The organism is Brucella pseudintermedia (genome assembly GCF_008932435.1).
In the GTDB taxonomy this organism is placed as follows: domain Bacteria; phylum Pseudomonadota; class Alphaproteobacteria; order Rhizobiales; family Rhizobiaceae; genus Brucella; species Brucella pseudintermedia.
Window position 1 is genome coordinate 153,429 of record NZ_WBWE01000004.1, and the last position, 25,716, is coordinate 179,144.

A 25,716-nucleotide genomic window follows, 5' to 3' on the forward strand; every position below is an offset into this window, starting at 1 on the left:
TCAAGCTCGGCGAAAATTGAGGGAAACGACATGCCTTTAAAACCTGCCCGCGAAATATTCATCACCGCCGCCGTCACCGGGGCCGGGGCTACCACGCATCGCTCGAACAAGGTGCCGGTCACGCCGCGCCAGATCGCGGATGCGGCAATCGAAAGCGCCGAGGCAGGCGCCGCAATCGCCCACATTCATGTGCGCGATCCCGAAACCGGCGAATCATCGCGCAAGCTGGAGCTTTTCCGCGAAGTGGTGGATCATATCCGCGCCTCTGGCGTCGATATCGTGCTGAACCTGACCGCAGGCGTTGGCGGCGATCTGGTCTTTGGGTCGGCAGAAGCCCCGCTGCCGCCCGATGCTTCGAAAACCGATATGGCTGGCGCGACGGAACGGCTTGCGCATGTTGCTGAACTCCTGCCGGAAATCTGCACGCTCGATTGCGGCACGATGAATTTCGGCGAAGGCGATTATGTGATGACCAACACGCCCGCCATGCTCAAGGAGATGGCCGCGCAGATACAGCGGCTTGGCGTGCGCCCGGAAATCGAGATTTTCGATACGGGTCATCTGCCGCTTGCCCAATGGCTGCAGCAGCAGGGCCTGCTCGACGATCCGGTTCTGGTGCAGTTGTGCATGGGCATCCCGTGGGGCGCGCCCGACGATCTGGCGACGCTGGTTTCGATCCTCCACAACCTGCCGGAAAACTGGATTTTCTCGGCCTTTTCCATTGGCCGCAACCAGTTGCCCTATGCGGCGCTCGCCGTGCTTGCAGGCGGTAATATCCGTGTGGGACTGGAAGACAATATCTGGCTCGACAAGGGCGTTCTGGCGTCGAATGGCGATCTGGTTGAACGGGCGCGGAACATCGCCGTCAATATGGGAACGAAGGTTCTGACGCCCGCCGAAGTCCGCGAGAAACTCAAGCTCACGAAGCGCTGGTGATAGTCATGAACAGCAATCCTCCCAAGATCGCCTGCATCGGCAGCGGTGTCATCGGCAGCGGCTGGGCCGCACGCTTTCTGCTCAATGGCTTCGATGTTGCTGTTTACGATCCGTCGCCGGATGCGAAGGCGACGACCGAGCATATTCTCGACAATGCGCGCCGGGCCCTGGCGGCGCTGACCACCGTGCGCCTTCCGCAGGAAGGGCGGCTGTCCTTTTCCGCGTCGCTGGCCGAAGCGGTTGAAGGCGCGGCGCTTGTTCAGGAAAGCGTGCCCGAGCGCCTCGACCTGAAGCTTGCAGTGATGACGGAGATCGAAGCGGCCTGTGCGGACGATGCGTTGATCGCATCTTCCACTTCAGGCTTCTTGCCAAGCAAGTTGCAGGCCGGGTTGCGGCATCCCGAGCGGCTGCTGATCGCGCACCCTTACAACCCCGTTTACCTGCTGCCGCTGGTCGAACTCGTTCCCGGCGAAAAGACCGCAGCCGCAACGATTGAGGCCGCTTCCGCGCTCTATCGCCAGACCGGCATGGAGCCGGTCGTGCTTGAAAAGGAGATCGACGCCTTTGTCGGCGACCGCCTTCTGGAAGCGCTGTGGCGCGAGGCCCTGTGGCTCGTGCGCGACGGCATCGCAACGGTCGAGCAGATCGACGATATCATCCGCTATTCCTTCGGGCTTCGCTGGGCGCAGATGGGCCTGTTCCAGACCTATCGCATTGCAGGCGGTCCCGCAGGTATGCGGCACTTTCTTGCGCAATTCGGGCCTGCGCTGCAATGGCCATGGACGAAGCTGACGGATGTGCCAGACCTCGATGACAGCCTGATCAACCGCATCGCCGACCAGTCGGATGCGCAGAATGAAGGGCTTTCCATCCGCGATCTCGAGCGGATTCGCGATGAAAATCTGGTCGCGATCATCCGTGCCCTGTCGCAACAGCAGCAGGGTAGGGGCTGGGGCGCGGGCGCGCTGCTCAACAACTATACCGCGCGGCTCGATGCGGCGGCGGACCGCCCCGCCACAGCTTCCGGCCCGTTGCGGCTTCTGGATGCGCGCGTGATCCCCGAATGGATCGACTATAACGGACATATGACCGAGCATCGCTATCTGGATGTGTTCGGGCAGGCGACGGACAGGTTTCTGGCCCATATCGGTGTGGACGAGGCCTATCTGCAATCCGGGCATAGCTACTATACGGTTGAAACCCATATCATGCATCGCGGCGAGGCGAAGGCAGGCGATGCACTGCATGTCGAAACGCAATTGCTCTCCTTCGACGAAAAGCGCGCGCATGTCTTTCACAGCCTCCGGCGTGGCGATACGGAAATTGCCAGCGCCGAGCAGATGCTGCTGCATGTCGACAGCAAGGCGGGCAAAGCAGTGGCGGCAAAGCCCGTTATTCGGGAAGCCCTTCAGCGGGTGTTCCATTCCCATCAGGAGATGCCGACACCGATTGCGGTCGGTCGGCATGTTGGCAGGCGCGGCTGATGCGGAGCCGTTGAACTAAGCCCACACACGGGCCAGCGGCGGCGTTTGCTTCGCCTCTGACCGCAGCGAACAACGGAACCCTAGCCCCCCCGAAGGTTCTCCGTTGTTCGCATTGCTTGACATTTAATCAATCGATTGATTAAATCAAATGTATGAGCACGTCGGAAAATATCGCGAAGGCTGACGGTCGAGCATCGGCCGAACAGACGCGCGCCGCGCTTATCCATGCGGCATTGCAGCTTTTCGGGTCGAAAGGTTTTGACGCCACATCGACGCGGGAGATCGCGGGTCTTGCCAAGGCGAATATCGGCTCAATCGCCTATCATTTCGGCAACAAGGAAGGTCTGCGACTGGCAGCGGCGGACTATATCGTCGAGACAATACAGGGCGTGGCTGGTCAGGCGCTCGGCCATTATGGGGTGATCGGCACGTCCGCTAACACGAAGGAAGAGGCGCGGCAGCTTCTTGCCATGGTGATCGAGCGGATGACGCGATTCATCGTGGCGCAACCGCAATCGGGCGAAATCGTGCAGTTTCTTCAACGCGAGCTGGCGCATCCGACGGCGGCGCTCGACCGGATCTATTCAGGCGTTTTCGAGCCGACGCACAAAAGGCTTTGCGCCATATGGGAGGTCGCGACGGGCGAGCCTGCCGAGGGCGAGGATACGCGGCTTATTATCTTCACGCTGCTTGGGCAGGTTGTCTATTTCCGCATCGGCCGCGAGGCGGTGAAACGGCGCATGGGCTGGGCGACGATGGGCGAGAACGAGGCGGCGGCAGTGGCAGCAATAGTACGCCAGAATCTGATGGCCATCCTTGCGGCCAAAGACGCCGCTCAAAACGCCGGGGTGTCGATATGAGTGTCCTGTGTATTCTCCCTTTCGCTTCCTACCTTTTTGCAGCGTGCAGCACGCAGCCCCTTGCAGTTGGCTATGTGGAAGGGGAGTTTGTGCAGCTCGCGCCGCTGGAAGTGGCGCAGGTTCAGTCCGTGACCGTCAGGCGCGGTGATCGCGTCGAGCCGGGCAAGCCGATAGCACAGACCGAAGACGCGGACGCAAGGATTGCGGTCGCGCAAGCCGAGGCGACGCTGGCGCAGGCACGCGCCCAACTGGCGGATTTGCAGGTCGGCAAGCGCCCCGATGAGATTGCCGTTCTCGAAGCGGCGGTCAGGACGGCGAGGGCGCAGGCCGACGATGCGCGGCGCACGCTTTTGCGCACGCAGGACCTGACGAAGCGCGGGGTGACGACGCAGGCACAGCTTGACGATGCGGCGACCAAGGTGGAGGTGGCGGAAGCTGCCATCAATCAGGCGACGGCCAATCTGGCGGTGGGGCGGCTTCCCGCCCGACCTGAAACCATCAAGGCGGCGGAAAATGCCGTCAAGAGCGCCGAAGCGCAGCTCGATTCCGCGCGCTGGCATCTCGCCAAGCGTACCATCGAAGCGCCCGCCCCGGGACGCATCACAGATGTCATCCGCAATCCCGGCGATATTGCCGGTCCCTCCGCGCCGGTGCTGACAATGCTGCCAGACGGTGCGGTGAAGCTGAAAGTCTATATACCGGAAGACAAGTTCGCGGCGGTGCGGACGGGCGATGTGCTGTCAGTGCGCTGCGACGGTTGCGCGCCCGGACTGCAAGCCCGTGTGAGCTATGTCTCGCCCGATCCGGAATTCACCCCGCCGGTGATCTATTCGCTCGAAACGCGCCAGAAGCTTGTTTACCTCATCGAGGCGCATCCCGTCGATCCAGCATCACCGCTCCAGCCCGGCCAGATCGTGGATGTCGATCTGGCTTCGCAATAGGCGGAGGCGGCAATGCCGAACGCCATTGATGTCAAGGGTCTCGTCAAGCGTTTCGGCGATGCCACTGTCGTCGATCAGGTCAGCATGTCGGTGGCCGAGGGCGAGATAGTCGGCTTTCTGGGGCCGAACGGCTCCGGCAAGACCACCACCATCCGCATGATGTGCGGATTGCTGACGCCCGACGAGGGTGAGGGCGAAGTGCTGGGCTACGATCTTCGCACGGAAGGGCTCAAGATCAAGCGCGAGGTCGGCTACATGACGCAGCGCTTTTCCTTCTATGAAGACCTGACCATCGCTGAAAATCTTGAATTCGTTGCGCGTCTCTACCGGCTGAAGCCGGTGAAGGAGCATGTGGCGCGCACGCTTGAGGAACTGGGCCTGACCTCGCGTGGCAACCAGCTTGCGGGCACGCTTTCCGGCGGCTGGAAGCAGCGGCTGGCGCTTGCCGCCTGCATCATGCACAAGCCAAAGCTTCTGTTGCTGGACGAGCCGACCGCCGGTGTCGATCCCAAGGCGCGACGCGATTTCTGGGACGAGATCCATCGTCTCGCCGATGGCGGGCTGACCGTGCTGGTTTCGACCCATTACATGGATGAAGCCGAACGCTGCCACCGCATCAGCTATATTTCCTATGGCAAGCTGCTGGCCACTGGCACTGTGCAGGAAGTGATCGACAAGGCCGGGCTTTCGACCTTCATCGTCAATGGTCCGCGCCTTGGCGAAATTGCGCGCATACTGGAAGGCGAACCGGGCGTGGAGCAGGTGGCTCCTTTTGGTGCGACGCTGCATGTGGTGGGCTCCGACCGGGCGAAGCTTGAAAAGGCGCTCACAAAAATCAGGCAGCGCGACGGGATCAGAATCGAGCCGGGCGAAACCAGCCTTGAGGATGTCTTCATTCAGTTCATGGCCAGTGCCGAGGACAATATGGCGAAGGACGGCCCATCATGAGCGGCGGCTGGTTCTCGTTCGAGCGTCTTGGCGCGATGCTGATGAAGGAATTCATCCAGATGCGGCGCGACCGCATCACCTTCGCCATGATGCTGGTTGTCCCGCTGATGCAGCTTTTGCTGTTTGGTTTCGCCATCAACAACGATCCAAAAAGCCTGCCGAGCGCGCTGGTTGTGACCAGCCAGGATCACTATACGCGCGCGATGATTTCGGCTTTGGAAACAACCGGTTATTATCGGTTCGACCATGTGGTGCAAAGCGCGGCGGAAGCCGAGGCGCTGATTGCCAGTGGCGCGGTTTCCTTCGTGGTGACGATCCCGTCCGATTTCGCAAGGCGGGTCGACGCAGGCGCGCAGCCGCAGATCCTGATCGAAGCAGACGCGACCGATCCATCGGTCGCAAGCGGAGCAATCTCGACGCTTGGAACCGTCGCAAGTCAGGCGCTTTTGCGCGAACAGGGCAGACAGGCCGAAGCCGCCGATATGGCGCGCAGCCAGCTTCAGGTCGTGGTGCACCGGCGTTACAACCCGGAAGGCGTGTCGCAATATAATATCGTTCCGGGTCTTCTGGGCGTGATCCTGCAAATGACCATGGTCATGATGACGGCGATGGCGCTGACACGGGAGACCGAGCGCGGGACGATGGAAAACCTGCTCGCCATGCCTGCAACACCGGCTGAAATCATGCTGGGCAAGGTGCTGCCGTTTCTGGTCGTCGGGGCCGTGCAGGTTGTGGTGGTGCTGGCGGCGGCAAAACTTCTGTTCGGGGTCCCCTTCGTCGGATCGCTGGCGCTGCTTTTGGCCTGCGTGCTGATCTTCGTTCTGTCGCTGGTGCTGCTTGGCTATACGATCTCGACGGCTTCGCGCACGCAGATGCAGGCCATGCAGCTGACCTTCTTTTTCTTCCTGCCCTCGCTGATGCTGTCGGGTTTCATGTTCCCGTTCAGGGGTATGCCCGATTGGGCGCAGATGCTTGGCGAGATTTTTCCGCTCACGCATTTCCTGCGGATTGTGCGCGCAGTCATGCTGAAGGGCGCCCACCTTTCCGACATTGCCGGAGAGGTGAATGCCCTCATATTCTTCGTGTTCCTGTTTGCGTCGCTGGCGCTTCTGCGCTTCAGGCGAACGTTGGATTAGCAGGCTGAAGGAGCCAGCGCTGTTTTCGGACGCCGGGACAGCGTGAACAACAGGCCCGCCGCTGCCAGAAGGCCACCGGCTACCGGTATCGCGGCATAGCCAAAACCAAGGCTGATAACGCCGCTGCCCAGTGCCGCGCCGACGGCATTGCCGAGATTGAACGCGCCAATATTGATCGACGATGCCAGTCCCGGCGCTTCGGAAGCAGCCTGCATGACGCGGGTCTGAACCGGCGGCACGATGGCGAAGGCTGCCGCGCCCCATGCAACGAGACCAATGGCGGCACCGATATGGCTGGTAAGCACCAGCGGCAGTGCGAGACTGATGATCGCAAGCGCGCCAAGGAAGATGCGCGTCGCACCATCAAGCGACCAATCGGCGAGACGCCCGCCAAGCGCATTGCCGATGGTGAAGCCGAGGCCAATGAGAACCAGCGCCAGCGTCACGAAGCTTTCCGATGCGTGGGTCAGTTCGGTCAGAACCGGCGCGACAAAGGTGTAGAGCGTGAACATGGCGCCCGCGCCCATGACAGTCGTTGCCAGCGACATGAGCACTGTCGGGCGCATGAGAACGCGAAGTTCCTGGCCGACATTCGGCATCTTGCCTGCTTCGCCGCGCGGCAGGGCAAGCCAAAGCGCGGTGATCGTGACGAGGCCCAGAACGGCGGTGCCAGCAAAGGACATGCGCCAGCCGATTTGCTGGCCGACCCAGGTTGCTGCCGGAACACCGCCAATATTGGCGATCGTCAGGCCCATGAACATGGTGGCAACAGCGCTGGCGCGCTTTTCAGGCGGCACGACACTGGCCGCGACGACGGAGCCAAGGCCGAAGAACGCGCCGTGATTGAGGCTGGTCACGAGGCGCGCGGCGAGCAGCGTCCAGTAATCCGGAGAGAGCGCGGACAGGATGTTGCCGAGCGTGAATATGGCCATGAGCAGCATCAGCGCGGTGCGCTTGCCGAAGCGCCCGAAGGCGAGTGTCATGACCGGCGCGCCGACCATCACGCCGACTGCATAGGCGCTGACGAGCAAGCCAGCCGTCGGGATGGAGACATCAACGCCGTCCGCGATGACGGGCAAAAGGCCCATCGGTGAAAATTCGGTGGTGCCAATGCCAAAGGCACCGATTGCAAGCGCGAGCAGCGGCCAGTTGAAACCGGCCGCCTTCGTCGCGCTGTCGTGAGACTGTGTAGCGCTCATAATAAAATTCCTATTTGTCCCAGACGGGAGCCAGGCCTTCGGGGCTGACGATGCGACCATCGGGGCGGCTGAGTTTGGCGATGGCGGCCATGTCTTCGGCATTCAGTTCAAAGTCGAAGACATTGAAATTCTCTGCCACGCGCTCAGGCTTGGCTGTCTTGGAAAGGGCGACGAAACCCTGTTCGATCAGCCAGCGAAGGCCGACCTGTGCGGCGGTCTTGCCGTATTTTGCGCCAATGGCCTGAAGCACTGCATCGCGCGGCACCGCGCCATCGGCCATGCCGTAATAGGCGGTGATGGCGACGCCGGCAGCTTTCGCGGCCTGTGCAATCGTGCTCTGGTCGAGATAGGGGTGAACCTCGATCTGGTTGGTCACGATGGGCGCGCGGCTCTTCTGGACGGATTCCTTCATCTGCGCGACGTTCTGGTTGCTGACGCCGATGAAGCGCGTCTTGCCTGCTGCTTGCACGGCATTGAGCATGTCGATCTGATCGGCGATGGAAACCTTGTCAGCAGGCCAGTGCAGGAGCAGAAGATCGACCTGATCGACCCTCAGCTTGTCGAGGCTTTCATCGACGGAAGCCGCGAATTTTTCCGGGCTGTAATTATCGACCCAGACCTTTGTGGTCAGGAACAGGTCTTCGCGCCGTGCGCCCGCCTTTTGCAGGGCGCGCCCGAGGGCGGCTTCGTTCTGGTAGATTTGCGCGGTGTCGAAATGGCGGAAACCAGCTTCCAGCGCTGCCGGAACCACGCTTTCCACTTCGGCGTCCGTCATGCGGAAAACACCAAAGCCGAGCGCTGGTATGGCCGCGCCATCTGCGTTCACGATTTTCATATTATCTCCTGTCGATTGGCCTTCGGCATATCGCGTCGATTGCGCGAGCTTGGGAGGCTCATGCTTCGGGCCGTCAATTCCAGTTTTCCTGAATCAGCAGGTTTCAGGTAAGGTATGATCTCGGCTGCACAGATAGGACAATTGCGCGGGCTTGAAAATCCGCTCGGAATCCACATTATCTGTGAAACGATTTCACAGATGGAGCGGGCGATGGACAATCGCATCGGCGAAATGCAGGTTTTTATGCGAGTTGTGGAAGCAGGCAGTTTCTCCGAGGCCGCACGCCTTCTGCGCATGAATCCTTCGACCATCAGCAAGCTCATATCCCGTATAGAGGCGAGGCTCGGCGTGCGGCTTCTGGAGCGCTCCTCCCGACGCCTGTCGATGACGAGCGAGGGACAGATTTACTACGAACGCAGCCAGGGATTGCTGCGCGATTTCGAGGAAGTTGAACGCGAGCTTTCGCAAGGTTCGGCAAGCACCGGCGGCACGGTGCGCGTCAATGCTTCGGTAGCGTTGGGCGCGCTGGCGCTGGAGCCGCTTTTGCCGGAATTCTTCGCCGCCTATCCGAATATCGTGATCGACCTGTCGCTGTCGGATGAACTGGTCGATCTTTATCTCGACCGCACCGATGTGGCGTTTCGCATCGGAACCCTCCCCAATTCCAGCATGACGGCGCGCAAACTCGGCATTGCCCGGCGCAAGATCGTGGCGGCTCCTGCCTATCTGGAGCGTCACGGTACGCCCGTGACTGTCGACGATCTTGCCGAGCATAATTGCATCGGTTTTAATTTCCGCCGCGCCGCACCAGTCTGGCCGCTGAAGGAAAGCGGGCGGATCGTGGACCGTGCCGTCTACGGCTCGCTCCTGGCCAATAATGGCGAGACCGTCCGCCGCATGGCGGTTGCGGGGCTGGGGCTTGCAAGGATCGCTGATTTTCATGCGCGCAACGACCTTGCTTCCGGCGCGTTGGTGGAGGTTCTCGCCGACGCGGTCGAGAACGATCTGGAGGACGTGCATGCCGTGTTTCTGGGCGGCGCGCGACTGCCGCAACGGGTCCGCGTTTTTCTTGATTATGTCGTGCCGCGCTTGCAGACCTATCTCGCTGCGCAATAGGCCCCTTCTGTCGAATCACGAGCGATGCTTCCCGGAAACGTCCGATTTCCGGCGCAAAAGCGGGTGCTTGCCTGAAAATATTTTGGTTTCTGATAGCTGAACGATTTCAGCTTGTTGCTGTCGTGCGCCGTTATGTTCACGACGATACGCTCCGCTTTTGTGTTGACTATTAACAATCCGTTAACCACAGTTTGTTGCAATATGTAACACAGTGTTACATTTCTTGATGACGAATGGGGTGTGGATTGGACAAAAACCGGCAGACAAGACAGCAAACCTTGCAGGCAAGGGAGAGGTCTGCCGTAGCCGATATGACGTCGTTCTGGGGACTGATGCGCGCCTATTGGGTCTCCGATCGCTGGAAGGAAGCCTGGGCTCTCACGCTCGCGATCTTTCTGATGACGGCTTTCGTGAGCAAGACCACCGTGTGGGTGGCGGAGGCTTCCGGCCTGCTCATGAATTCCATCGTCAATGTGAACACCGCGCCTGTTCAGCATCCCCTCATGACGATAGCCTACAATGCGGGCATTCTTGTTCTGCTGATGCTGGCAAAGGACGTGATGCTGGTCGGCTCCCGTCACTTCCTGTCCACCACGCTGCATCGCAAATGGCGCAAATGGCTGAACGACCAGTTTTCCACCGCTCTGTTGAACGGCAAGCACACGCATTTCCATTTGCAGCAGGGCAGGGCCAAGGACCAGCCCGACAATATCGACCAGCGCCTGCAGGAATCGATCAAGGGGATGACCGGCGGTGCCATTGGCCTCGTCATGGGCATTGTCGGCGTATTCCTGTCGGCTTTCTTCATCGGTCAGAAGCTGATTGAGATGTCCACCCATGTGGATGGGCTGGATTTCCTCGGCAGCTACGGCAGCGCCGTTCTGGCTTTCGCGGCAATCGTCGTCTATGTCCCGCTCGGCACACTGGTCGCCATCAAGATCGGCAAGCGTCTGGAGCGCCTCAATCTCGGCATCCAGAAGGCCGAAGGCTCGTATCGTGGCGAATGGACGACGCTCTTGCGCCGCAGTTTCCAGATTTCGGCGTCCGGTGGTGAGGCTGTGCAGCGCTCGGTCAATGACCGTCTCTACAAGGATGTCGACGGGACGTGGAACCGGCTCAACCGTTTCGATGCCGCCTATCTCGCCTTCTCGCAGGCCTATGGCTTTCTCTCGAACCGCATCGTTGCCTATATTCCGGGCCTCCTGCCCTATATGAGCGGCTCCGTCAGCTTCCGTAACTATGTGACGGGCGCGGAACTGGTCGCGGCCATGATCAACGATTGCTCATGGTTTATCCAGGTCATGCCGGCGATTGCCAATCTGCGCGCCAATGCGGGCCGCGTGACGGGGCTGGCGCAGGCCATCGAAAATGTTCAGGAACCGACCGAATTCTACAGCCGGTCGGGCATCAACCGTTTCGCTTTTGCGCAGCAGCATCCGCGCTTCGGCCTGTCGGTGCGCAATCTGGCTCTCATGCAGGGGCCGGACAGCGAAGCGCCCTTCCTGCGCTCCGGCGTGATCAATATGCGCGCTGGCGACTGGGTTTACATGCGGGGCGAATCCGGCTCGGGCAAAACTTCATTCATGAAGGCGCTGAATGGCCTGTGGCCCTACGGGGCTGGCGAAATCATCTATCCGCAGAATGCCACCTCGCTTTATGCGACGCAGGAGGCCAAGTTCCCTTCCGTAACGCTGAAACAGCTTGTCGCCCTGCCGGCCGATGAAGGCCGGTTCAGCGATCTGGCTGTCGCAGCCGTGCTGCACGAAGCGGGGTTGGGCGAATTCATCGAGCGCATGAACGACCCGGATGCAGACGGCGCGCCATGGGACATGATCCTCTCCGGCGGCCAGAAACAGAAAATCGTGCTGGCGCGCATTCTCCTGCACAAGCCGTCGATCATCTTTTTGGATGAAGCGACCGGCGCACTCGATCCGGCCTCGAAAATGCGTTTCCACGAAGCGCTGAAAGCGCGCTGCCCCCAATCCATCGTCATCAGCATCATGCATGAGGACAAGCTGCCGCTGCTCGAAGACGGCCGGAATGTCTATTCGCATGTACTGGATATCCGCAACGGCTATGTTTCGTTGCGTCCCGTTCACTTCGATATACTGCCGGAAATCGCTGCCGGAACCGCCCTCATCGCCGCTGAATAGAGCCTCTTCGGTCTCAAGAGAAATGCCGCAGGTTGCATTAGTCCAAATTTGGACTATATTCTGATCTGGACGATCGGAGGCAATCATGGCCCGAAACAAGGCAGTGCTGGATAGGCAAATTGGCAAGGGACCGGATATTCTCGATGCCGCCCGCTTCGCTCCCGGTTCCCGCAAGCGGTTGAGCGGACCGGGGCTTCGCACTTTCCTGACCATTGCCGATCTGTGGGGGCTGGACGAACAGCAGCGGCTGATGGTGCTGGGCCTGCCTTCGCGATCAACCTATTACAATTGGGTGAAGGCGGTGCGCGAGCGCCGCGATATCACGCTTGATGTGGATGTGCTGATGCGGCTTTCCGCAGTGCTTGGCATCCATCAGGCGCTGGGTGTGCTCTATCCCGATGAGCAAGCGGGCATTCGCTGGCTGCATAGGCCCAATCAGGCTGGCGTCTTCGGCGGGCATCCACCGTTGCGGCTTGTGACGAGCGGCTTGCAGGATGGACTGCTGACCGTCCGCCGCTTTCTGGATGCGGCGCGTGGCGGGCTCTATATGGAGCCGAATGAACTGGATCGCGCCTTCAAGCCCTATCGCGATGAAGATGTGGTGTTTTCGTGAAGCGCAATCCCGCACCGCAGCCGAGCTATCGCCTGATCCCGTCGCGCTTTCCGCCTATCGGTCTTTTCGACACGGTTGCCACGGCTGCTGATCTGGAAGCGGTGATGGAACTGGCGGGATGGACGAATGATCGCCTTCTGGCTGAACGATTGCAGCGCCTTCCCCGCGAGGAATGGGTGTTCGGCAGGCCCAACTCCAGCATCGTCATGGCGACTTTTCTCCATGTTGCGCCGGGCGGAATGCGGTTTAACGGGCCGGAGCTTGGCGCGTGGTATGCGGCGGCGCGGCTCACCACATCCGTCATCGAGGTGGCGCATCACATGCGTCGCGAAGCCGTTGCGACACAGCAGGACAGTCTGGCCCGCACCTTCCGGGTCTATACCGCCAAGCTGGAAGAGGATTTCGTCGATATACGCGGCGCGCAAGCCGCATTGCCCGCAGTCTATGACCTGGCAGATTATTCCGCATCACAGAAGTTCGGTGAGGAGATGCGCAAGGGCGGCGAGTTCGGGATTCTGTTCGACAGCCTGCGTCACGCGGGTGGCATCAATGCGGTTGCATTTCGTCCGAGCAGGATCGCGGAGGTGACGCAGAGCGATCATTACGAAATCACGGTCGAAAGGGCATCTTCGCGTATCCAGGCGAAAAAGCTCAACGCCTGAAGAGGCGGGCGCCGCAGCCCGCCTCGTTTCATCCGCTTATGACCAGCCATATTCCTCATCGAGATCCTGAAATTTTTTCAGGTCAACGATGTCGCAATATTGCTGATAGGTAATCATGTCTCCGGCGCGTGCCTTCGGCGTGCCGTCACGCTTCAAAACCGACAGCGTGTCGCTCACCGCCTTTACTGCCGAGAACAGTGTGGACAGAGCATAGAACACGACATTGAAACCCATCTGTTCGAGATCGGCGGCAGTCAGCGCCACGGTTTCATTGCCATCGACAATGCTGACGCCCTTCGGTCCTTCGACATGCCGGGCGACGGTTTCGATTTCCGCGATGGTCTTGATGCCATCGACGAAAACAAGATCGACACCCGTGTCCTGATACATTTTCGCGCGGCGGATTGCTTCTTCCGCTCCCGCTGCGGGCATGGCGTCGGTGCGGGCAATAAGGAGCAGGTCCTTGTCGGCGCGAGCCGTGATCGCGCATTTGAGGCGACGCACATTTTCTTCCGCCGGGATCAGCCGGATACCGGCAAGCTGGCCGCAGCGTTTCGGCGCCATCTGGTCTTCCAGATGAATGGCTGCAACGCCGGACTGGATATATTCTTCGACAGTGCGAACGATATTTGCCGGGCCGCCATAGCCCGTATCCGCATCGGCGATGACCGGAATATCCACCGCGCGGGTCATATCCCGCGCATGGGTCGTCATCTCGGTCTGGGTGAGAAGGCCAAGATCGGGAGTGCCGAGGCGGCTTGCCGTCGCGCCGAACCCTGTCATGTAGATGGCCGGAAATCCCGCCTGCTGCACGAGGCGGGCGGTCAGCGGATCGGGCGCCCCCGGCGCCTGAACGATGCGCCCTGTTTCGATGAGGTTTTTCAGGGCTCTTGCCTGTGTCATCGTCGTCTCCTTGAGCATGTTCGCGCTGGAAAATGCGATAAAACAAATAGTTGGAGCGGTTCTGGCGATGCTATCAGGAACCGCTCTATCGTCCGCCGGAAACATCAAGCACGACGCACGTGATATAGGCTGCGCCCGGCGACAGCAGCCAGATGGCCGCGTCGGCAACTTCATCGGCGGTTCCAAGCCGTTTCAGCGGGATGAGGTCCGCCATCTTCGCGATGCTCGCCGGATCTGCGAAGACGTCTTTCTGAATTTCCGTGTCGATCACGCCGGGGGCGAGAGCGTTGACGCGGATTTCCGGCGCGAGTTCCTTGGCAAGCGCGTAGGTATAGGACGCGATTGCGCCCTTGGTCGTGGCATAGGCGATGTTGCCGACCATGCCGCCGGTGCGCCCGGCGATGGAGGAAAGGCCGACCACGGATTTGTTCGGCTTCGTGCCCGGATTGTTAAGGAAGGCACTGGAAACGTAGAACACGCTTTTCAGATTGACGGCGAGCACCCTGTCCAGTTCATCGGCATCGAAATCCTTGACGGTCATGCGCTGGCCGATGATGCCTGCATTATTGACGAGATGGTCGATGCCGCCCCATTTCGCGGCGATGTCTTGCGCCGCGCGGTCGACGGCTGTCTTGTCCGAAACATCCACAAGGGCTGTCAGAACCTGCTCGCCATGCCTTTCCGCCATTTCCTCAAGGCGCGCGCCGTTCACGTCCCAAAGCGCGACCCGGGCCTTGAGCGCGATGAGCTTTTCGGCAATCGACTTGCCGATGCCGGATGCGCCGCCGGTGACGAGCACCACGCGGTCGACGAAGAAATCGGTCGGAAACGCTGGCGGGGCGTTGAGTGCGGTCATGAATTATCTCCTCCTCGAAAACGAACGCTGCAGCGCGTCCGTGGGTCGCCGATGAGAATCCGCGGGACTCGGTCATGGGGCGACGTTGACTTTAAAAGCCATGCGAGCGGCAATCTGTCAATCTAAGGTACAAGATTTTGTATGCTACTTGTAAAGTGATCGTTGGCAGGCTAATCATTGCGACGGAGCAAGACGACAACGGTCGGAATTGTGCGATGGCCTACCCGTCCGTGGGGCCATGCCTGACTGCCCCGACCTGTTTTTCGCCGAAGCTCCAAACGGAAGGCGCGCATTGCCGCGTGACAACTTCCGCAAAGATTATTGCATGCCGCTCATGCAGGGACGTGAGCGTAGATCTGGGAGGATATCGTGGTCAATTCCACTGTGAGCGCGGTCGGCGTAACGCCCGACCTGCGCGACAGCACCATTCGCAAGCTCAACCTGCGGATCGTACTGTTCTGTTTCATCTGCTTCATCGTCAACTATCTTGATCGGGTGAATATCGGCTATGCCGCGCTTCACATGAACAATGATATCGGCCTGACGCCTTATATGTTCGGCGTCGGGGCGGGCATCTTCTTCATCGGCTACATGCTGTTTGAAGTGCCGAGCAACATGATGCTGCACAAGCTTGGCTCGCGCGTCTGGATCGCGCGCATCATGGTCACGTGGGGGCTGGTCTCCTGCGCCATGGCTTTTGTGCAGGGCCCGGTTTCGTTCTACATCCTGCGCTTCCTGCTGGGCGTTGCGGAAGCCGGTTTTGCGCCGGGCGTTCTGCTTTACCTCACCTATTGGTTTCCGGCCAAGGAACGTGGCCGCGCAACGGCGCTGTTCATGACGGCAACCGTGCTTTCCATCGTTGTCGGCGCGCCGTTCTCGGGCTGGCTGATGGATGCAGGCGAGGGGCTTTTCGGCCTGCATGGCTGGCAGGCGATGTTCATTCTCGAAGGGCTTCCCGCCGTGCTCCTCGGCATCGTGACATTCTTCTATCTGGTCGACAGTCCAGAAAAGGACAAGCACTGGCTGACGGCAGACGAACGCGCCTGGCTGATGGCCGAACTTGCCAAGGAAAATCAGGGCAAGCAGCCTGATACCCGCCATTCGCTGAAAGAGGTTTTCAGCGACTACCGCGTCTGGCTTCTGACGCTGGTCTATATGTTCAACGGCATTGCCGTTTATGGCGTCATCATGTGGCTGCCGCAGATCGTCAAAAGCCTTGGTGATTACAGTGCGGCCCAGACGGGGCTCATTTCGGCCATTCCTTTCGTGTTCGCAGCCATCGGACTTGTGGTGATTTCGCGCAGTTCGGATCGTACTGGCGAACGCAAGATCCATACGGCGATTGCAGGCCTGTTCGGCGGCGTGTTCCTCGCCGCCAGCGCGCTGTCTCCGTCGCCGGTCTTGAGCCTCGTCCTGCTGTCGGTCTGCGCCTTCTTCCTCTGGTCTTATCTGGGTGTGTTCTGGACGCTGCCGACCCAGTTCCTTTCGGGCGCCGCTGCTGCTGGCGGTCTTGCCGCCATCAATGGCTTCGCGCAGCTTGGCGGCTTCACCGGGCCTTATCTCGTCGGTTGGGTCAAATCCACGACCGACAGCTTTTCGCTGTCATTGCTGGCCCTGTCCGTATTCCCGATCATCGGCTTCTTCCTCTGCATGAGCCTGAAAGCCAAACGGGACTAGTGGACTGACGGACCCGGCATCACCGGGTCCGTTACTATCACGCGTGGAATTTGAATGCGGTTTCAACCGCTCTATACGTTGCAATAAGGCGTCTGTAAGATTCGGACATGAAAGAGATTCGGGGCAAGAACAAGAAGTCGCTGGCAAGCAGCATCGCGGAACGCATTCGCGGTGCGATTGTCGATGCGGAGTTTCTATTCGGTGAAAACCTCTCCGAAGACATGCTTGCTGCGGCGTTCGATGTCAGCCGCACGCCGGTGCGCGAGGCGCTCAACATTTTGCAGATGCAGGAACTGGTCCACATCGTTCCGAAGTCCGGCACCTATGTTTTCACGCCCACGCAGGAAGACATTGCCGAACTGTGTGATTTTCGCGTCGGCCTTGAGGATCAAGCCATGCGGCTGGCGCTCGTCTGCAATCGCAAGAAGCTCGTTTCACAATTGAAAAAGCAGTACGATCTCATGCGCGTGGCGATAGACGAAGATGATCTGCGCGCTTACGGGCGCTGTGACACGGAATTCCATCTGGCTTTCTTCCGCGTCTGCGGCAATCGTTATCTGGCGCGGGCCTATGACAGTATTCTGGGACGTGTCGCTGCCTTGCGGACCCATCTGGCCATCGGCGCGGAGGGCGAGCCCGCGCGCTCTTTCGCCGATCATGCCGCCATCATCGAACTGGCTGACGCCGACAAGCCGGAAGAACTGAAGGAAATACTGGACGCGCACATCATGCGCACCAAGACCAATTACCTGAATGCCTTCAGCCGGTTGCCTCGCCAGCCGGGCGACAGCCGCACGATGCGGCTGCGCCGGCAATTGTCGCTGACAAACGAATAGGGTTTCGGGTCAGACTGCCCACTCCACATCCGTGGTGAAGGCGATGGTCAGCCACCGGTCCGGCCCTTCACCGCCGAGCGCATCGCCGATTTCGTCACGCAATTGGTCCCATTCTTCAAGCTTTCGCGGCGGAAGATCGGGCGGGACAATGAAATAGAGTTCGATTTGCTTGCCGCGGCCGACCTTGGCGACATAAGCGCGGTATGACAGGAAACCGTGGCGCTTGACGAACTCTTCCGCAATCCTGTCGACATGCTGTTTAAGGTCCGCTGGGGTGACAAGGAATATGTCGGCCAGCGCCTGTTTGATCGTGCCGATCGGCATGGGAATGATGACAAGGCAAACGACTGCCAGAACTGCGGGATCGATATAGGGTGTCAGCCAGCCCAGTTCCGTATTCTCAATGGCATAGCCAATGGAGAAGGCTATCAAAAGCGCTGCGGTAATTCCGCCCGACATGATCCAGGCTTTGGCGTCGAGCGCCACGAAGTCCGACTTCAATGTGCGGTTTGCGCGCATTTCGAACCACGCCATGCCGAGGCAAGCGATGAGCGCGACCACCGCATAGAAAATCGCATAGCTGAATTCAAGATTGCGTCCGCCATCCATCAGGCTGCCGATTGCATTTATAAGCGCGTAGATCGCAACGCCGGTCAGCATCATACCATTGAGGCCGAGCACCATGGGTTCCAGATGCCAGAAACCCATCGTGAAGCGATCACGCAGTTTTCCGCGAGGCTGTTCCGGCAGGGCAGAGAGTGCGATGAGCCGTGAAACGAGAAGGGCAAGCCCGCTCATGGCAGCGTCGGCAAGCATGTAAACGCCGTCGAATACGATAGAAAATGAGCCGGATAGCAGGCCGAAAACGACGCCGAAACCAGCAACAAAGATAGTAACCGCTATTGAGATTTGAAGAATAGATTGTTCACTGCGCAATTTGTACTCCGATTTAACCAAACACAACGCGGTTTGGCTTCGGAATGCGCTTCTTCAAGCGCCGAGCCAATTCCGCGTTGCACGGCAAATCTACACCGGCGGCGCTAAACTGGCAAATCGGTCAGCTATTCAGCATCAGGCCCATTCTGGTACGCGGGTCGCGGATTCCCGCAGGATAAGCTCGACCGGCCATAATTCCTGAATGTCGGACGCGGCGCGTCCGTCGAGTATGTCCATCAGGAGATCGGCGCAACGCTTGCCTGCCGCACGCATCGAGGAGCGCGTCGCCGTAAGGGAAGGGACCATATTGTCGGCGCTCAAAAAAGAGATCACGTCGTCATGGGCGATGACGGAAATGTCCTTGCCGATGGTCAGGCCGAAGGATCTTGCGGCGCGGTATATGCCAAGTGCGGTCATCATCGAGCCGGCCACAAATGCGGTCGGGCGCGGATTGCGCTCCAACAGCTTGCGAGCAAGGCGATAGCCGATTTCGTCCGTGAAGTCGCCATGCGCGACCAGATCGGGATCGAAGGCGATGCCTCTGCTTTCAAGCGCTTTGCGGTAGCCTTCGTCTCGGTGAAGCGAGAAGGTGAAGCCGTAACGCCCATTGATCATCGCAATGCGCCGATGGCCGAGATCGAGCAAATGCGTCGTCGAGCGATAGACCGCGCCTTCATTGTCGATGTCGAGCCATGCGTGCGGAATGTCGGTCTCGGAACGTCCATGGACGAGAAATGGCATGCCTAGTTCGTGCAGCAGGCGGATGCGCTCGTCATTGGGCTTCGGAGATGTCACGATGACGGCATCCACGCGGCGACTGGTGGCCAGACGCCGGCAGAGCTGCACTTCGTCGTCGGTTCCATTGTTGGCGATGGGGCTGACAAGAATATCGACTTCGTCCTGACTGAGCCGTTCGGCCATGCCGCGCATGAATTCAGCGAAGTGAAATTCGCTGTTGCGTCCCATCACGACACCGATTGCACCGGCGCGACCCGTAACAAGCCTGACCGCGTTGACATTGGGCCGGTAACCAAGACGCACCGCCTCGTCCATCACCCGCTTGCGCGTGCTTTCCGCCACTTCGGGATAGCCGCTCAACGCCCGGCTGACGGTCGTGGCCGAAAGGCCCAGATGTTTGGCGAATTCACGGAGCTTCATTTGGCTTTCAAATTATACGGGCAGGCAAGGCGGCGGATTATAGCCGCTTCCCTGCGATTAACAATTGGCCGGCTGCGTTCTTTGCGTGCTGCAACATATAGGGTGCATGAAATCCAAACCGATTTCAAGTTTGTTCGGATTCTTGCTCCCGCCTGCCGCAAGGAAAGCGTGCCTAGAATGCCGATCAACAACGCAATGAAACCCTAACCGCTTGAATTATAACAGAATAGGGATTGGCAATGGGTGAAACGAAGCGCGCCGGAGATTCTGCTGCTTGACAGAAATCCACTCCTCTGCAACCTTTTTGCCATCCAAACCGTTTTCGATTTTATCAAACCGTTTGCAGAATGGATGGGAGGAGGGAACTATGAAGGCTTTTCAAGGTGTGCTCGCGGCGTGCGTGGCGCTTGGTCTGGCGACGGTGAGCGCCCATGCGGTGGAGATTTCCATCGCGGCCAATTCGACGGGCAACAACATCAAGTTTCTGCAGGAGCAGATCGTCAAGTTCGAGAAAGATACCGGCAACAAGGTCAATATCGTCTCGATGCCGCCCTCGAGCAGCGAGCAGTTCAGCCAGTATCGTCTTTGGCTTGCAGCCGGTAACGCCGATATTGACGTTTACCAGACGGATGTGGTCTGGGCGCCGCAACTGTCCGACCAGTTTGTCGACCTGACGGAAGCGGCCAAGGACGTCACCGGCGCGCATTTTCCTTCCATCATCGCGTCGCAGACCGTGAACGGAAAGCTGGTTGCGCTGCCATTCTATACGGATGCTCCCGCCCTTTTCTATCGCAAGGATCTGCTCGAAAAATATAACAAGCAGGTTCCGAAGACCTGGGACGAGATGACGGCAACCGCCAAGGAAATCATGGACAAGGAGCGGGCCGAAGGAAAGTCCGATCTCTGGGGCTTCGTGTTTCAGGGCAATGCCTATGAAGGCCTGACCTGTAACGCGCTGGAATGGATCAAGTCCTCCGGCGGAGGCCAGATCGTCGAGGCCGACGGCACCATCTCCGTCAACAACGAGAAGGCCGCGGCAGCACTCGACCGCGCCAAGGGCTGGATCGGCACGATTTCGCCGCAGGGCGCGCTTGCCTATCAAGAGGAAGAATCGCGTGGTGTCTGGCAGACGGGCAACGCTGTTTTCATGCGCAACTGGCCCTATGCCTATGCGCTCGGTAACAGCGCGGACAGTGGCGTAAAAGGCAAGTTCGATGTCGCGCCCTTGCCTGCGGGTGCGGAAGGCGACGCGCCATCCTCGACGCTTGGCGGCTGGAACCTCGCCGTTTCCAAATATTCCACCAAGCAGGATGCGGCCATCGCGCTGGTCAAATATCTGGCCTCGCCGGAAGTGCAGAAGGTGCAGGCGGTGGAGATTTCGCGACTGCCGACCATCGAAGCGCTCTATGACGACAAGGACGTCATCGCGGCGCAGCCTTTCATGGCCAACTGGAAGCCGATCTTCCAGAATGCCGTGCCGCGGCCATCGGCTGCGACCAAGGTGAAGTATAATGAAGTCTCATCGAAATTCTGGACAGCGGTGCACAAGACGCTCTCGGGCAACGGCACTGCGGCGGAAAATCTCGAAATGCTTGAGGTCGAGCTGACTGAGCTGGAAGGCTCCGGCTGGTAGGACCGGTCAAGCCGCGTTCGGGTTGTTCTCCCAAGCCCCTATCGGGCAACCCGAACGCTCCAATCCCTCTGGACAGGACCAAGAGTGGGATCATGACGGAGACTTCTCTCAATGTTGCGGGGAGCCTGGCCGGAAAAAGCCGGGTTCATTCCGATCTGCGCGCGCAGCGTGTCCGCTCGGCGTGGCTGTTTCTAGCGCCCACGCTGGCCGTGCTGGCGCTGGTGGCAGGCTGGCCGCTGTTGCGGACCGTCTATTTCAGTTTCACCAATGCGTCCCTCACGAGCCTCGGGACGGCGGAATTTGTTGGCCTCAATAATTATCTGTCGTGGGTGACGCTCAAGAGCGGACGCACTATCTATCGCGGTCTCCTGGCCGATCCGGCCTGGTGGGGCGCAGTCTGGAATACGATCCGGTTCACCGTTCTGTCGGTCAGTCTGGAAACCGTCTTCGGATTGATCGTTGCATTGGTGTTGAACGCAAACTTTCGGGGGCGCGGGCTTGTGCGCGCTGCAATCCTGATCCCCTGGGCCATCCCGACCATCGTTTCGGCCAAGATGTGGGGCTGGATGCTCAATGACCAGTTCGGCATCCTCAATCATATCCTGATCAATCTGGGCCTCATCAGCCAGAAGATCGCCTGGACGGCCAATCCCGATACGGCGATGATCGCGATCCTGATCGTCGATGTCTGGAAGACGACCCCTTTCATGGCGCTGCTCATTCTGGCCGGCCTGCAAATGGTGCCGTCTGATATTTATGAGGCCGCGAAGATCGACGGCGTGCATCCGCTGAAAGTGTTCTGGCGCGTAACGCTGCCATTGATCCGCCCGGCGCTGATGGTAGCGATCATCTTCCGTATGCTCGACGCGTTGCGCATCTTCGATCTGATTTATGTGCTGACGCCCAACAACGCGCGGACCAAGACCATGTCGGTTTTCGCCCGCGAGAATCTCTTCGATTTCGACAAGTTCGCCTATGGCGCGGCGGCATCGACGATGCTGTTCCTCATCATCGCGGCGATAACCGTGGTCTACATGTTCTTCGGACGCGTGAATGTTGGCGGAAGGGGAGAGTAGCGTGATGCGCTTTGTGAAAACGCTCGGCTTTTATCTGCTCGTGGCGCTCATCATTCTGATTGCGGTGTTTCCGTTCTATTATGCGATCATCACAAGTTTAAAATCGGGAACGGCGCTGTTTCAGGTCGATTATTGGCCCAACAGCTTTTCGCTCGACAACTATACCGGCGTGCTGACGCAGGGCAGCTTTCTACGTAGCCTCGGCAACTCGTTGCTGGTGGCAACCGTTGTAGTAGCGATTTCGCTGTTGCTGGCGGTAACGGCTGCCTATGCGCTGGCGCGAGTGCGCTTCCGGGGGCGGGGGCTCTTGCTTCTCACCATCCTGTCGGTGTCCATGTTCCCGCAGATCGCGGTGCTGGCCGGCCTTTTCGAGCTGATCCGCTTCCTGGGCATTTTCAATACGCCGCTGGCGCTGATTTTTTCCTACATGATCTTCACGCTGCCTTTCACGGTCTGGGTGCTCACTACCTTCATGCGCGACCTGCCGGTGGAAATCGAGGAAGCGGCAATCGTGGACGGCGCGTCGCCATGGGTGATCATTACGCGGGTTTTCATGCCGCTCATGTGGCCCGCCCTGGTGACGACCGGACTGCTCGCCTTCATATCGGCGTGGAACGAATTCCTGTTCGCGCTCACCTTCACCTCTTCCGGCAGTCAGCGCACCGTGCCCGTGGCAATCGCGCTTCTGTCCGGCAACAGCCAGTTTGAAATTCCATGGGGAAACATCATGGCGGCTTCCGTTATCGTTACGGTTCCCCTCGTCATCCTCGTGCTCATCTTCCAGCGGCGGATCGTGTCCGGTCTGACGGCAGGCGGCGTAAAGGGTTAGGTACAACCATGGCAGAACTTCAGTTGCGCGACGTGCGCAAGTCATTCGGGAATTTCGAGGTTATCAGGGGCGTGGATATGGATATACGCCCCGGCGAGTTCATGGTTTTCGTCGGCCCCTCCGGCTGCGGAAAATCCACGCTGCTGCGTCTCATTGCCGGGCTTGAGGAAATCACCTCGGGAAGCCTTTCCATCGACGGAACGGTGGTCAACAGCTTCGCGCCGTCGAAGCGCGGCATTGCCATGGTGTTTCAATCTTATGCGCTTTATCCGCATATGACGGTCTATGAGAACATGGCCTTCGGCATGCAGCTTGCAGGCAAGAGCAAGGATGAATGCAAGGACCGTATTCATCAGGCCGCAGAGATGCTGCAACTGTCACCTTATCTGGAGCGCCTGCCGCGCCAGCTTTCGGGTGGACAGCGCCAACGCGTTGCTATCGGCCGCGCCATTGTGCGTGATCCGAAGGTTTTCCTCTTCGATGAACCCTTGTCCAACCTCGATGCGGCACTACGTGTGGCTACAAGGCTTGAGATCGCCAAGCTTCACCAGAGCATGGAAGACACCACCATGATCTATGTGACGCATGATCAGGTGGAGGCGATGACGCTAGCTGATCGCATCTGCGTTCTGCGCGATGGACGCGTGGAGCAGATCGGCACGCCGCTCGAGCTTTATGAAAAGCCCAATTCGCTTTTCGTCGCCGGGTTCATCGGATCACCGAAGATGAATTTCCTGACCGGCAGATATAGTGAGCCTTTTGGCGCGCATACGGTGGGCCTGCGTCCTGAACATCTCGCCGTCGTGCCCGAAGGAGGCCGCTGGACCGGTCAGGTGATCCATACCGAAATCCTCGGTTCCGATACCTATGTCTATATCGATCTCGGCCTGGAGGAGCCGCTGGTGGTCCGCGAAAGCGGCGTGGCAGCGCGTAAACCGGGTGAGACGCTTTCGGTTTCCCCCATGGGGGAAAACATTCATCGTTTCGATGAAAAAGGCCGCGCCGTATAGCGCCGACCTCCCAAGCTCAACGACACGTGAGACAAATGGGCCATGATGCCCGCAGCAAGGAGAATACTCGTGCCTATTCGTACTATCGTCTGGGGTGAAAACATTCACGAGCAGATCAATGAAACCGTGCGTTCAATCTATCCGGACGGGATGCACAACACCATCGCCGATGCGCTCAACAAGGATGGCGCTATCGAAGCGACGACTGCGACCTTGCAGGAACCGGAACATGGCCTGAGCGAAGAGCGTCTTACCGGAACCGATGTGCTGGTCTGGTGGGGACATAAGGACCATGGCGGCGTCAGCGACTTGGTTGTGGAGCGTGTGGCAAAGCGCGTCTTTGAGGGCATGGGGCTGATCGTGCTCCATTCCGGCCATTTCTCCAAGATATTCAAGCGCCTGATGGGAACGCCCTGCGCGCTGAAATGGCGGGAGGCGGGCGAGCGTGAACGGCTTTGGGTGGTCAATCGCGGCCATCCCATCACGCAGGGGCTGGATGAGAATTTTGTGCTTGAGAACGAAGAAATGTACGGCGAGCAGTTTTCGGTACCCGAACCGCTCGAAACCGTTTTCATCTCATGGTTCGCTGGCGGTGAGGTCTTCCGGTCGGGAATGACCTGGCGGCGCGGGGCAGGCAACGTGTTCTATTTTCGGCCCGGTCACGAGACATATCCGACCTATCACGATGCGAATGTGCAGACGGTTCTGCGCAATTCAGTGAAATGGGCTTACAATCCGCAACCGGCCTGGACGGGCATCCATACTGCGCCGAATGTCCCGGTCGACAAGGCGCCGGAGCCGATCGTGGAGCGTGGTCCGAAATTGCACAAACCGGGCGAAGCCGGCTATCGCTGAGGTGCATCATGCGTCTTCTTATTCTTGGTACAGGCGGCATGGCGAAGAACCATGTCGAAGCCTTCAAGGCCATTGAGGGCGTCGAGGTCGTGGCGGCGTGCGATGTTTCGGCAGTGCGTGTCGATGCGTTTTCGGAAAACCATGGCATTCACAACCGCTTCACGCGGCTTGAGGATGCTCTGGAATGGAACCGTTTCGATGCAGTTGCCAATGTGACGCCGGATGCCATCCACCACCCGACCACGCTTGCGCTGGTCGGGGCCGGCAAGCACGTCTTCTGCGAAAAGCCATTGGCTGAAAGCTATCAGAAAGCCGCTGAAATGGCCGATGCCGCAGAGCAGGCGGGCGCGGTGAATATGGTCAACCTCACCTATCGCAATGTCGCGCCGCTGCAAAAGGCGCGCGAAATGGTGCTGGCGGGCGAGATCGGACAGGTTCGCCACTTCGAGGCGTCCTATCTGCAAAGCTGGCTGGTCTCCAAGGCGTGGGGCGACTGGAAGACGGAGAGCAAATGGCTCTGGCGTCTGTCGACCCGGCACGGCTCAAATGGCGTTCTGGGCGATGTCGGCATCCACATTCTCGACTTCGCGACTTATGCCATCGGCAGCGATGTGGAGCGGGCTTCGGCGCGCCTGAAAACTTTCGAGAAGGCGGACAACAACCATATCGGCGAATATGTGCTGGATGCCAATGACAGCTTCGTCATGATGGCGGAATATGCCAATGGCGCGCTGGGTGTCATCCATGCAAGCCGCTGGGCGACGGGTCATCTGAACGAGCTGCGGCTGCGCATTCATGGAGACAAGGGGGCTCTGGAAGTCGTTCACACGCCGACGGGGTCAAGCTTGCGCGGCTCCATCGGTGAGGATATCGAAACGCCGGTCTGGCGGGACATTGATGCAGGAACGGTGGAAACCAACTATCAGCGGTTTGCGCGCGCGGTCGCTGATGGCGCGCAACTGGAACCAAGCTTCCGTCATGCGGCCAATCTGCAACGTGTTCTCGATCATGCGATGATCGTGGACAGGCCGTTGCCTGAAGTCGTCAGCGGATAGAAAAGGTAG

24 protein-coding genes are annotated in these 25,716 nt (G+C 59.3%); 18 read left to right on the forward strand and 6 right to left on the reverse strand.

Features of this window, described 5'->3' with window-relative positions:
- Positions 1-30 precede the first annotated feature (30 nt).
- From F9K78_RS06915 to F9K78_RS06940, 6 genes are all read left to right on the forward strand, one after another.
- Positions 31-936, forward strand: coding sequence for a beta-keto acid cleavage family enzyme (locus F9K78_RS06915; RefSeq protein WP_121986233.1), 906 nt, complete (start codon positions 31-33; stop codon positions 934-936).
- Between the two features lie 5 nt (positions 937-941).
- Positions 942-2,420 carry a carnitine 3-dehydrogenase gene (locus F9K78_RS06920; RefSeq protein ID WP_121986234.1) on the forward strand — a complete coding sequence of 493 codons (1,479 nt, stop codon included), beginning with the start codon at positions 942-944 and terminating at the stop codon, positions 2,418-2,420.
- 152 nt (positions 2,421-2,572) lie between these two features.
- The gene (locus F9K78_RS06925) at positions 2,573-3,280 is read left to right on the forward strand and encodes a DUF1956 domain-containing protein (protein ID WP_121986235.1); all 708 of its coding nucleotides are present in this window, start codon (positions 2,573-2,575) and stop codon (positions 3,278-3,280) included.
- The gene (locus F9K78_RS06930; RefSeq protein WP_121986236.1) at positions 3,277-4,221 is read left to right on the forward strand and encodes an HlyD family secretion protein; all 945 of its coding nucleotides are present in this window, start codon (positions 3,277-3,279) and stop codon (positions 4,219-4,221) included. The genes F9K78_RS06925 and F9K78_RS06930 overlap by 4 nt, the downstream gene beginning before the upstream one ends.
- Before the next feature lie 12 nt (positions 4,222-4,233).
- A complete protein-coding gene (locus F9K78_RS06935) occupies positions 4,234-5,169 on the forward strand; it encodes an ABC transporter ATP-binding protein (RefSeq protein ID WP_121986237.1) in 936 nt (311 codons plus the stop codon).
- On the forward strand, positions 5,166-6,305 hold the full coding sequence (locus tag F9K78_RS06940) for an ABC transporter permease (protein WP_121986238.1): 1,140 nt from the start codon (positions 5,166-5,168) through the stop codon (positions 6,303-6,305). The genes F9K78_RS06935 and F9K78_RS06940 overlap by 4 nt, the downstream gene beginning before the upstream one ends.
- Here F9K78_RS06940 and F9K78_RS06945 read toward each other — a convergent pair.
- Together F9K78_RS06945 and F9K78_RS06950 are read right to left on the reverse strand one after the other, a co-directional pair.
- Entirely contained in the window at positions 6,302-7,504 is a 1,203-nt protein-coding gene (locus F9K78_RS06945) for an MFS transporter (protein ID WP_121986239.1), read from the reverse strand. The two genes, F9K78_RS06940 and F9K78_RS06945, sit on opposite strands and share 4 nt — an antisense overlap.
- A gap of 10 nt (positions 7,505-7,514) precedes the next feature.
- Positions 7,515-8,339: an aldo/keto reductase gene (locus F9K78_RS06950; RefSeq protein ID WP_121986240.1), complete on the reverse strand. Its 825-nt coding sequence runs from the start codon at positions 8,337-8,339 to the stop codon at positions 7,515-7,517.
- A gap of 210 nt (positions 8,340-8,549) precedes the next feature.
- Here F9K78_RS06950 and F9K78_RS06955 point away from each other — a divergent pair, with 210 nt between their 5' ends.
- From F9K78_RS06955 to F9K78_RS06970, 4 genes are all read left to right on the forward strand, one after another.
- A complete protein-coding gene (locus tag F9K78_RS06955; protein WP_121986354.1) occupies positions 8,550-9,455 on the forward strand; it encodes a LysR family transcriptional regulator in 906 nt (301 codons plus the stop codon).
- Positions 9,456-9,700: 245 nt separating this feature from the next.
- Positions 9,701-11,608 carry an ABC transporter ATP-binding protein/permease gene (locus F9K78_RS06960; RefSeq protein ID WP_121986241.1) on the forward strand — a complete coding sequence of 636 codons (1,908 nt, stop codon included), beginning with the start codon at positions 9,701-9,703 and terminating at the stop codon, positions 11,606-11,608.
- Between the two features lie 85 nt (positions 11,609-11,693).
- Positions 11,694-12,221, forward strand: a complete 528-nt coding sequence (locus tag F9K78_RS06965; RefSeq protein ID WP_121986242.1) for an MbcA/ParS/Xre antitoxin family protein — start codon at positions 11,694-11,696, stop codon at positions 12,219-12,221.
- Positions 12,218-12,883, forward strand: a complete 666-nt coding sequence (locus tag F9K78_RS06970) for an RES family NAD+ phosphorylase (RefSeq protein ID WP_121986243.1) — start codon at positions 12,218-12,220, stop codon at positions 12,881-12,883. Before F9K78_RS06965 ends, F9K78_RS06970 begins: the two co-directional genes overlap by 4 nt.
- A 36-nt stretch (positions 12,884-12,919) precedes the next feature.
- On the opposite strand, the gene F9K78_RS06975 is transcribed toward F9K78_RS06970, so the two are convergent.
- Positions 12,920-13,786: an isocitrate lyase/PEP mutase family protein gene (locus F9K78_RS06975; RefSeq protein ID WP_121986244.1), complete on the reverse strand. Its 867-nt coding sequence runs from the start codon at positions 13,784-13,786 to the stop codon at positions 12,920-12,922.
- An 85-nt stretch (positions 13,787-13,871) separates the two neighbouring features.
- Positions 13,872-14,642 (reverse strand): SDR family NAD(P)-dependent oxidoreductase, encoded by a 771-nt coding sequence (locus F9K78_RS06980; RefSeq protein WP_121986245.1) that lies wholly within the window; start codon positions 14,640-14,642, stop codon positions 13,872-13,874.
- 369 nt (positions 14,643-15,011) lie between these two features.
- Between F9K78_RS06980 and F9K78_RS06985 the strand changes: the two genes are divergently transcribed.
- Together F9K78_RS06985 and F9K78_RS06990 are read left to right on the forward strand one after the other, a co-directional pair.
- Complete coding sequence (locus F9K78_RS06985; protein ID WP_121986246.1) at positions 15,012-16,319, forward strand: MFS transporter; 1,308 nt, start codon at positions 15,012-15,014, stop codon at positions 16,317-16,319.
- Between the two features lie 107 nt (positions 16,320-16,426).
- A complete protein-coding gene (locus F9K78_RS06990) occupies positions 16,427-17,155 on the forward strand; it encodes a GntR family transcriptional regulator (protein ID WP_121986247.1) in 729 nt (242 codons plus the stop codon).
- Positions 17,156-17,164: 9 nt separating this feature from the next.
- On the opposite strand, the gene F9K78_RS06995 is transcribed toward F9K78_RS06990, so the two are convergent.
- Together F9K78_RS06995 and F9K78_RS07000 are read right to left on the reverse strand one after the other, a co-directional pair.
- Positions 17,165-18,091, reverse strand: coding sequence for a cation diffusion facilitator family transporter (locus tag F9K78_RS06995; RefSeq protein ID WP_121986248.1), 927 nt, complete (start codon positions 18,089-18,091; stop codon positions 17,165-17,167).
- Between the two features lie 135 nt (positions 18,092-18,226).
- Positions 18,227-19,249, reverse strand: coding sequence for a substrate-binding domain-containing protein (locus F9K78_RS07000; protein ID WP_121986249.1), 1,023 nt, complete (start codon positions 19,247-19,249; stop codon positions 18,227-18,229).
- Positions 19,250-19,616: 367 nt separating this feature from the next.
- On the opposite strand from F9K78_RS07000, the gene F9K78_RS07010 reads away from it, so the two are divergent.
- The 6 genes from F9K78_RS07010 to F9K78_RS07035 all read left to right on the forward strand — a co-directional run bounded on the left by F9K78_RS07010 (position 19,617) and on the right by F9K78_RS07035 (position 25,707).
- Entirely contained in the window at positions 19,617-20,882 is a 1,266-nt protein-coding gene (locus F9K78_RS07010) for an ABC transporter substrate-binding protein (RefSeq protein ID WP_121981056.1), read from the forward strand.
- A gap of 92 nt (positions 20,883-20,974) precedes the next feature.
- Positions 20,975-21,958, forward strand: coding sequence for a carbohydrate ABC transporter permease (locus F9K78_RS07015; RefSeq protein WP_121986250.1), 984 nt, complete (start codon positions 20,975-20,977; stop codon positions 21,956-21,958).
- Between the two features lies 1 nt (position 21,959).
- Positions 21,960-22,787, forward strand: a complete 828-nt coding sequence (locus F9K78_RS07020) for a carbohydrate ABC transporter permease (RefSeq protein ID WP_162929803.1) — start codon at positions 21,960-21,962, stop codon at positions 22,785-22,787.
- Positions 22,788-22,795: 8 nt separating this feature from the next.
- Positions 22,796-23,797, forward strand: coding sequence for an ABC transporter ATP-binding protein (locus tag F9K78_RS07025; protein ID WP_121986252.1), 1,002 nt, complete (start codon positions 22,796-22,798; stop codon positions 23,795-23,797).
- Positions 23,798-23,866: 69 nt separating this feature from the next.
- Entirely contained in the window at positions 23,867-24,652 is a 786-nt protein-coding gene (locus tag F9K78_RS07030; protein ID WP_162929802.1) for a ThuA domain-containing protein, read from the forward strand.
- A gap of 8 nt (positions 24,653-24,660) precedes the next feature.
- On the forward strand, positions 24,661-25,707 hold the full coding sequence (locus F9K78_RS07035) for a Gfo/Idh/MocA family protein (RefSeq protein WP_121981051.1): 1,047 nt from the start codon (positions 24,661-24,663) through the stop codon (positions 25,705-25,707).
- The last annotated feature ends 9 nt before the right edge of the window (positions 25,708-25,716 follow it).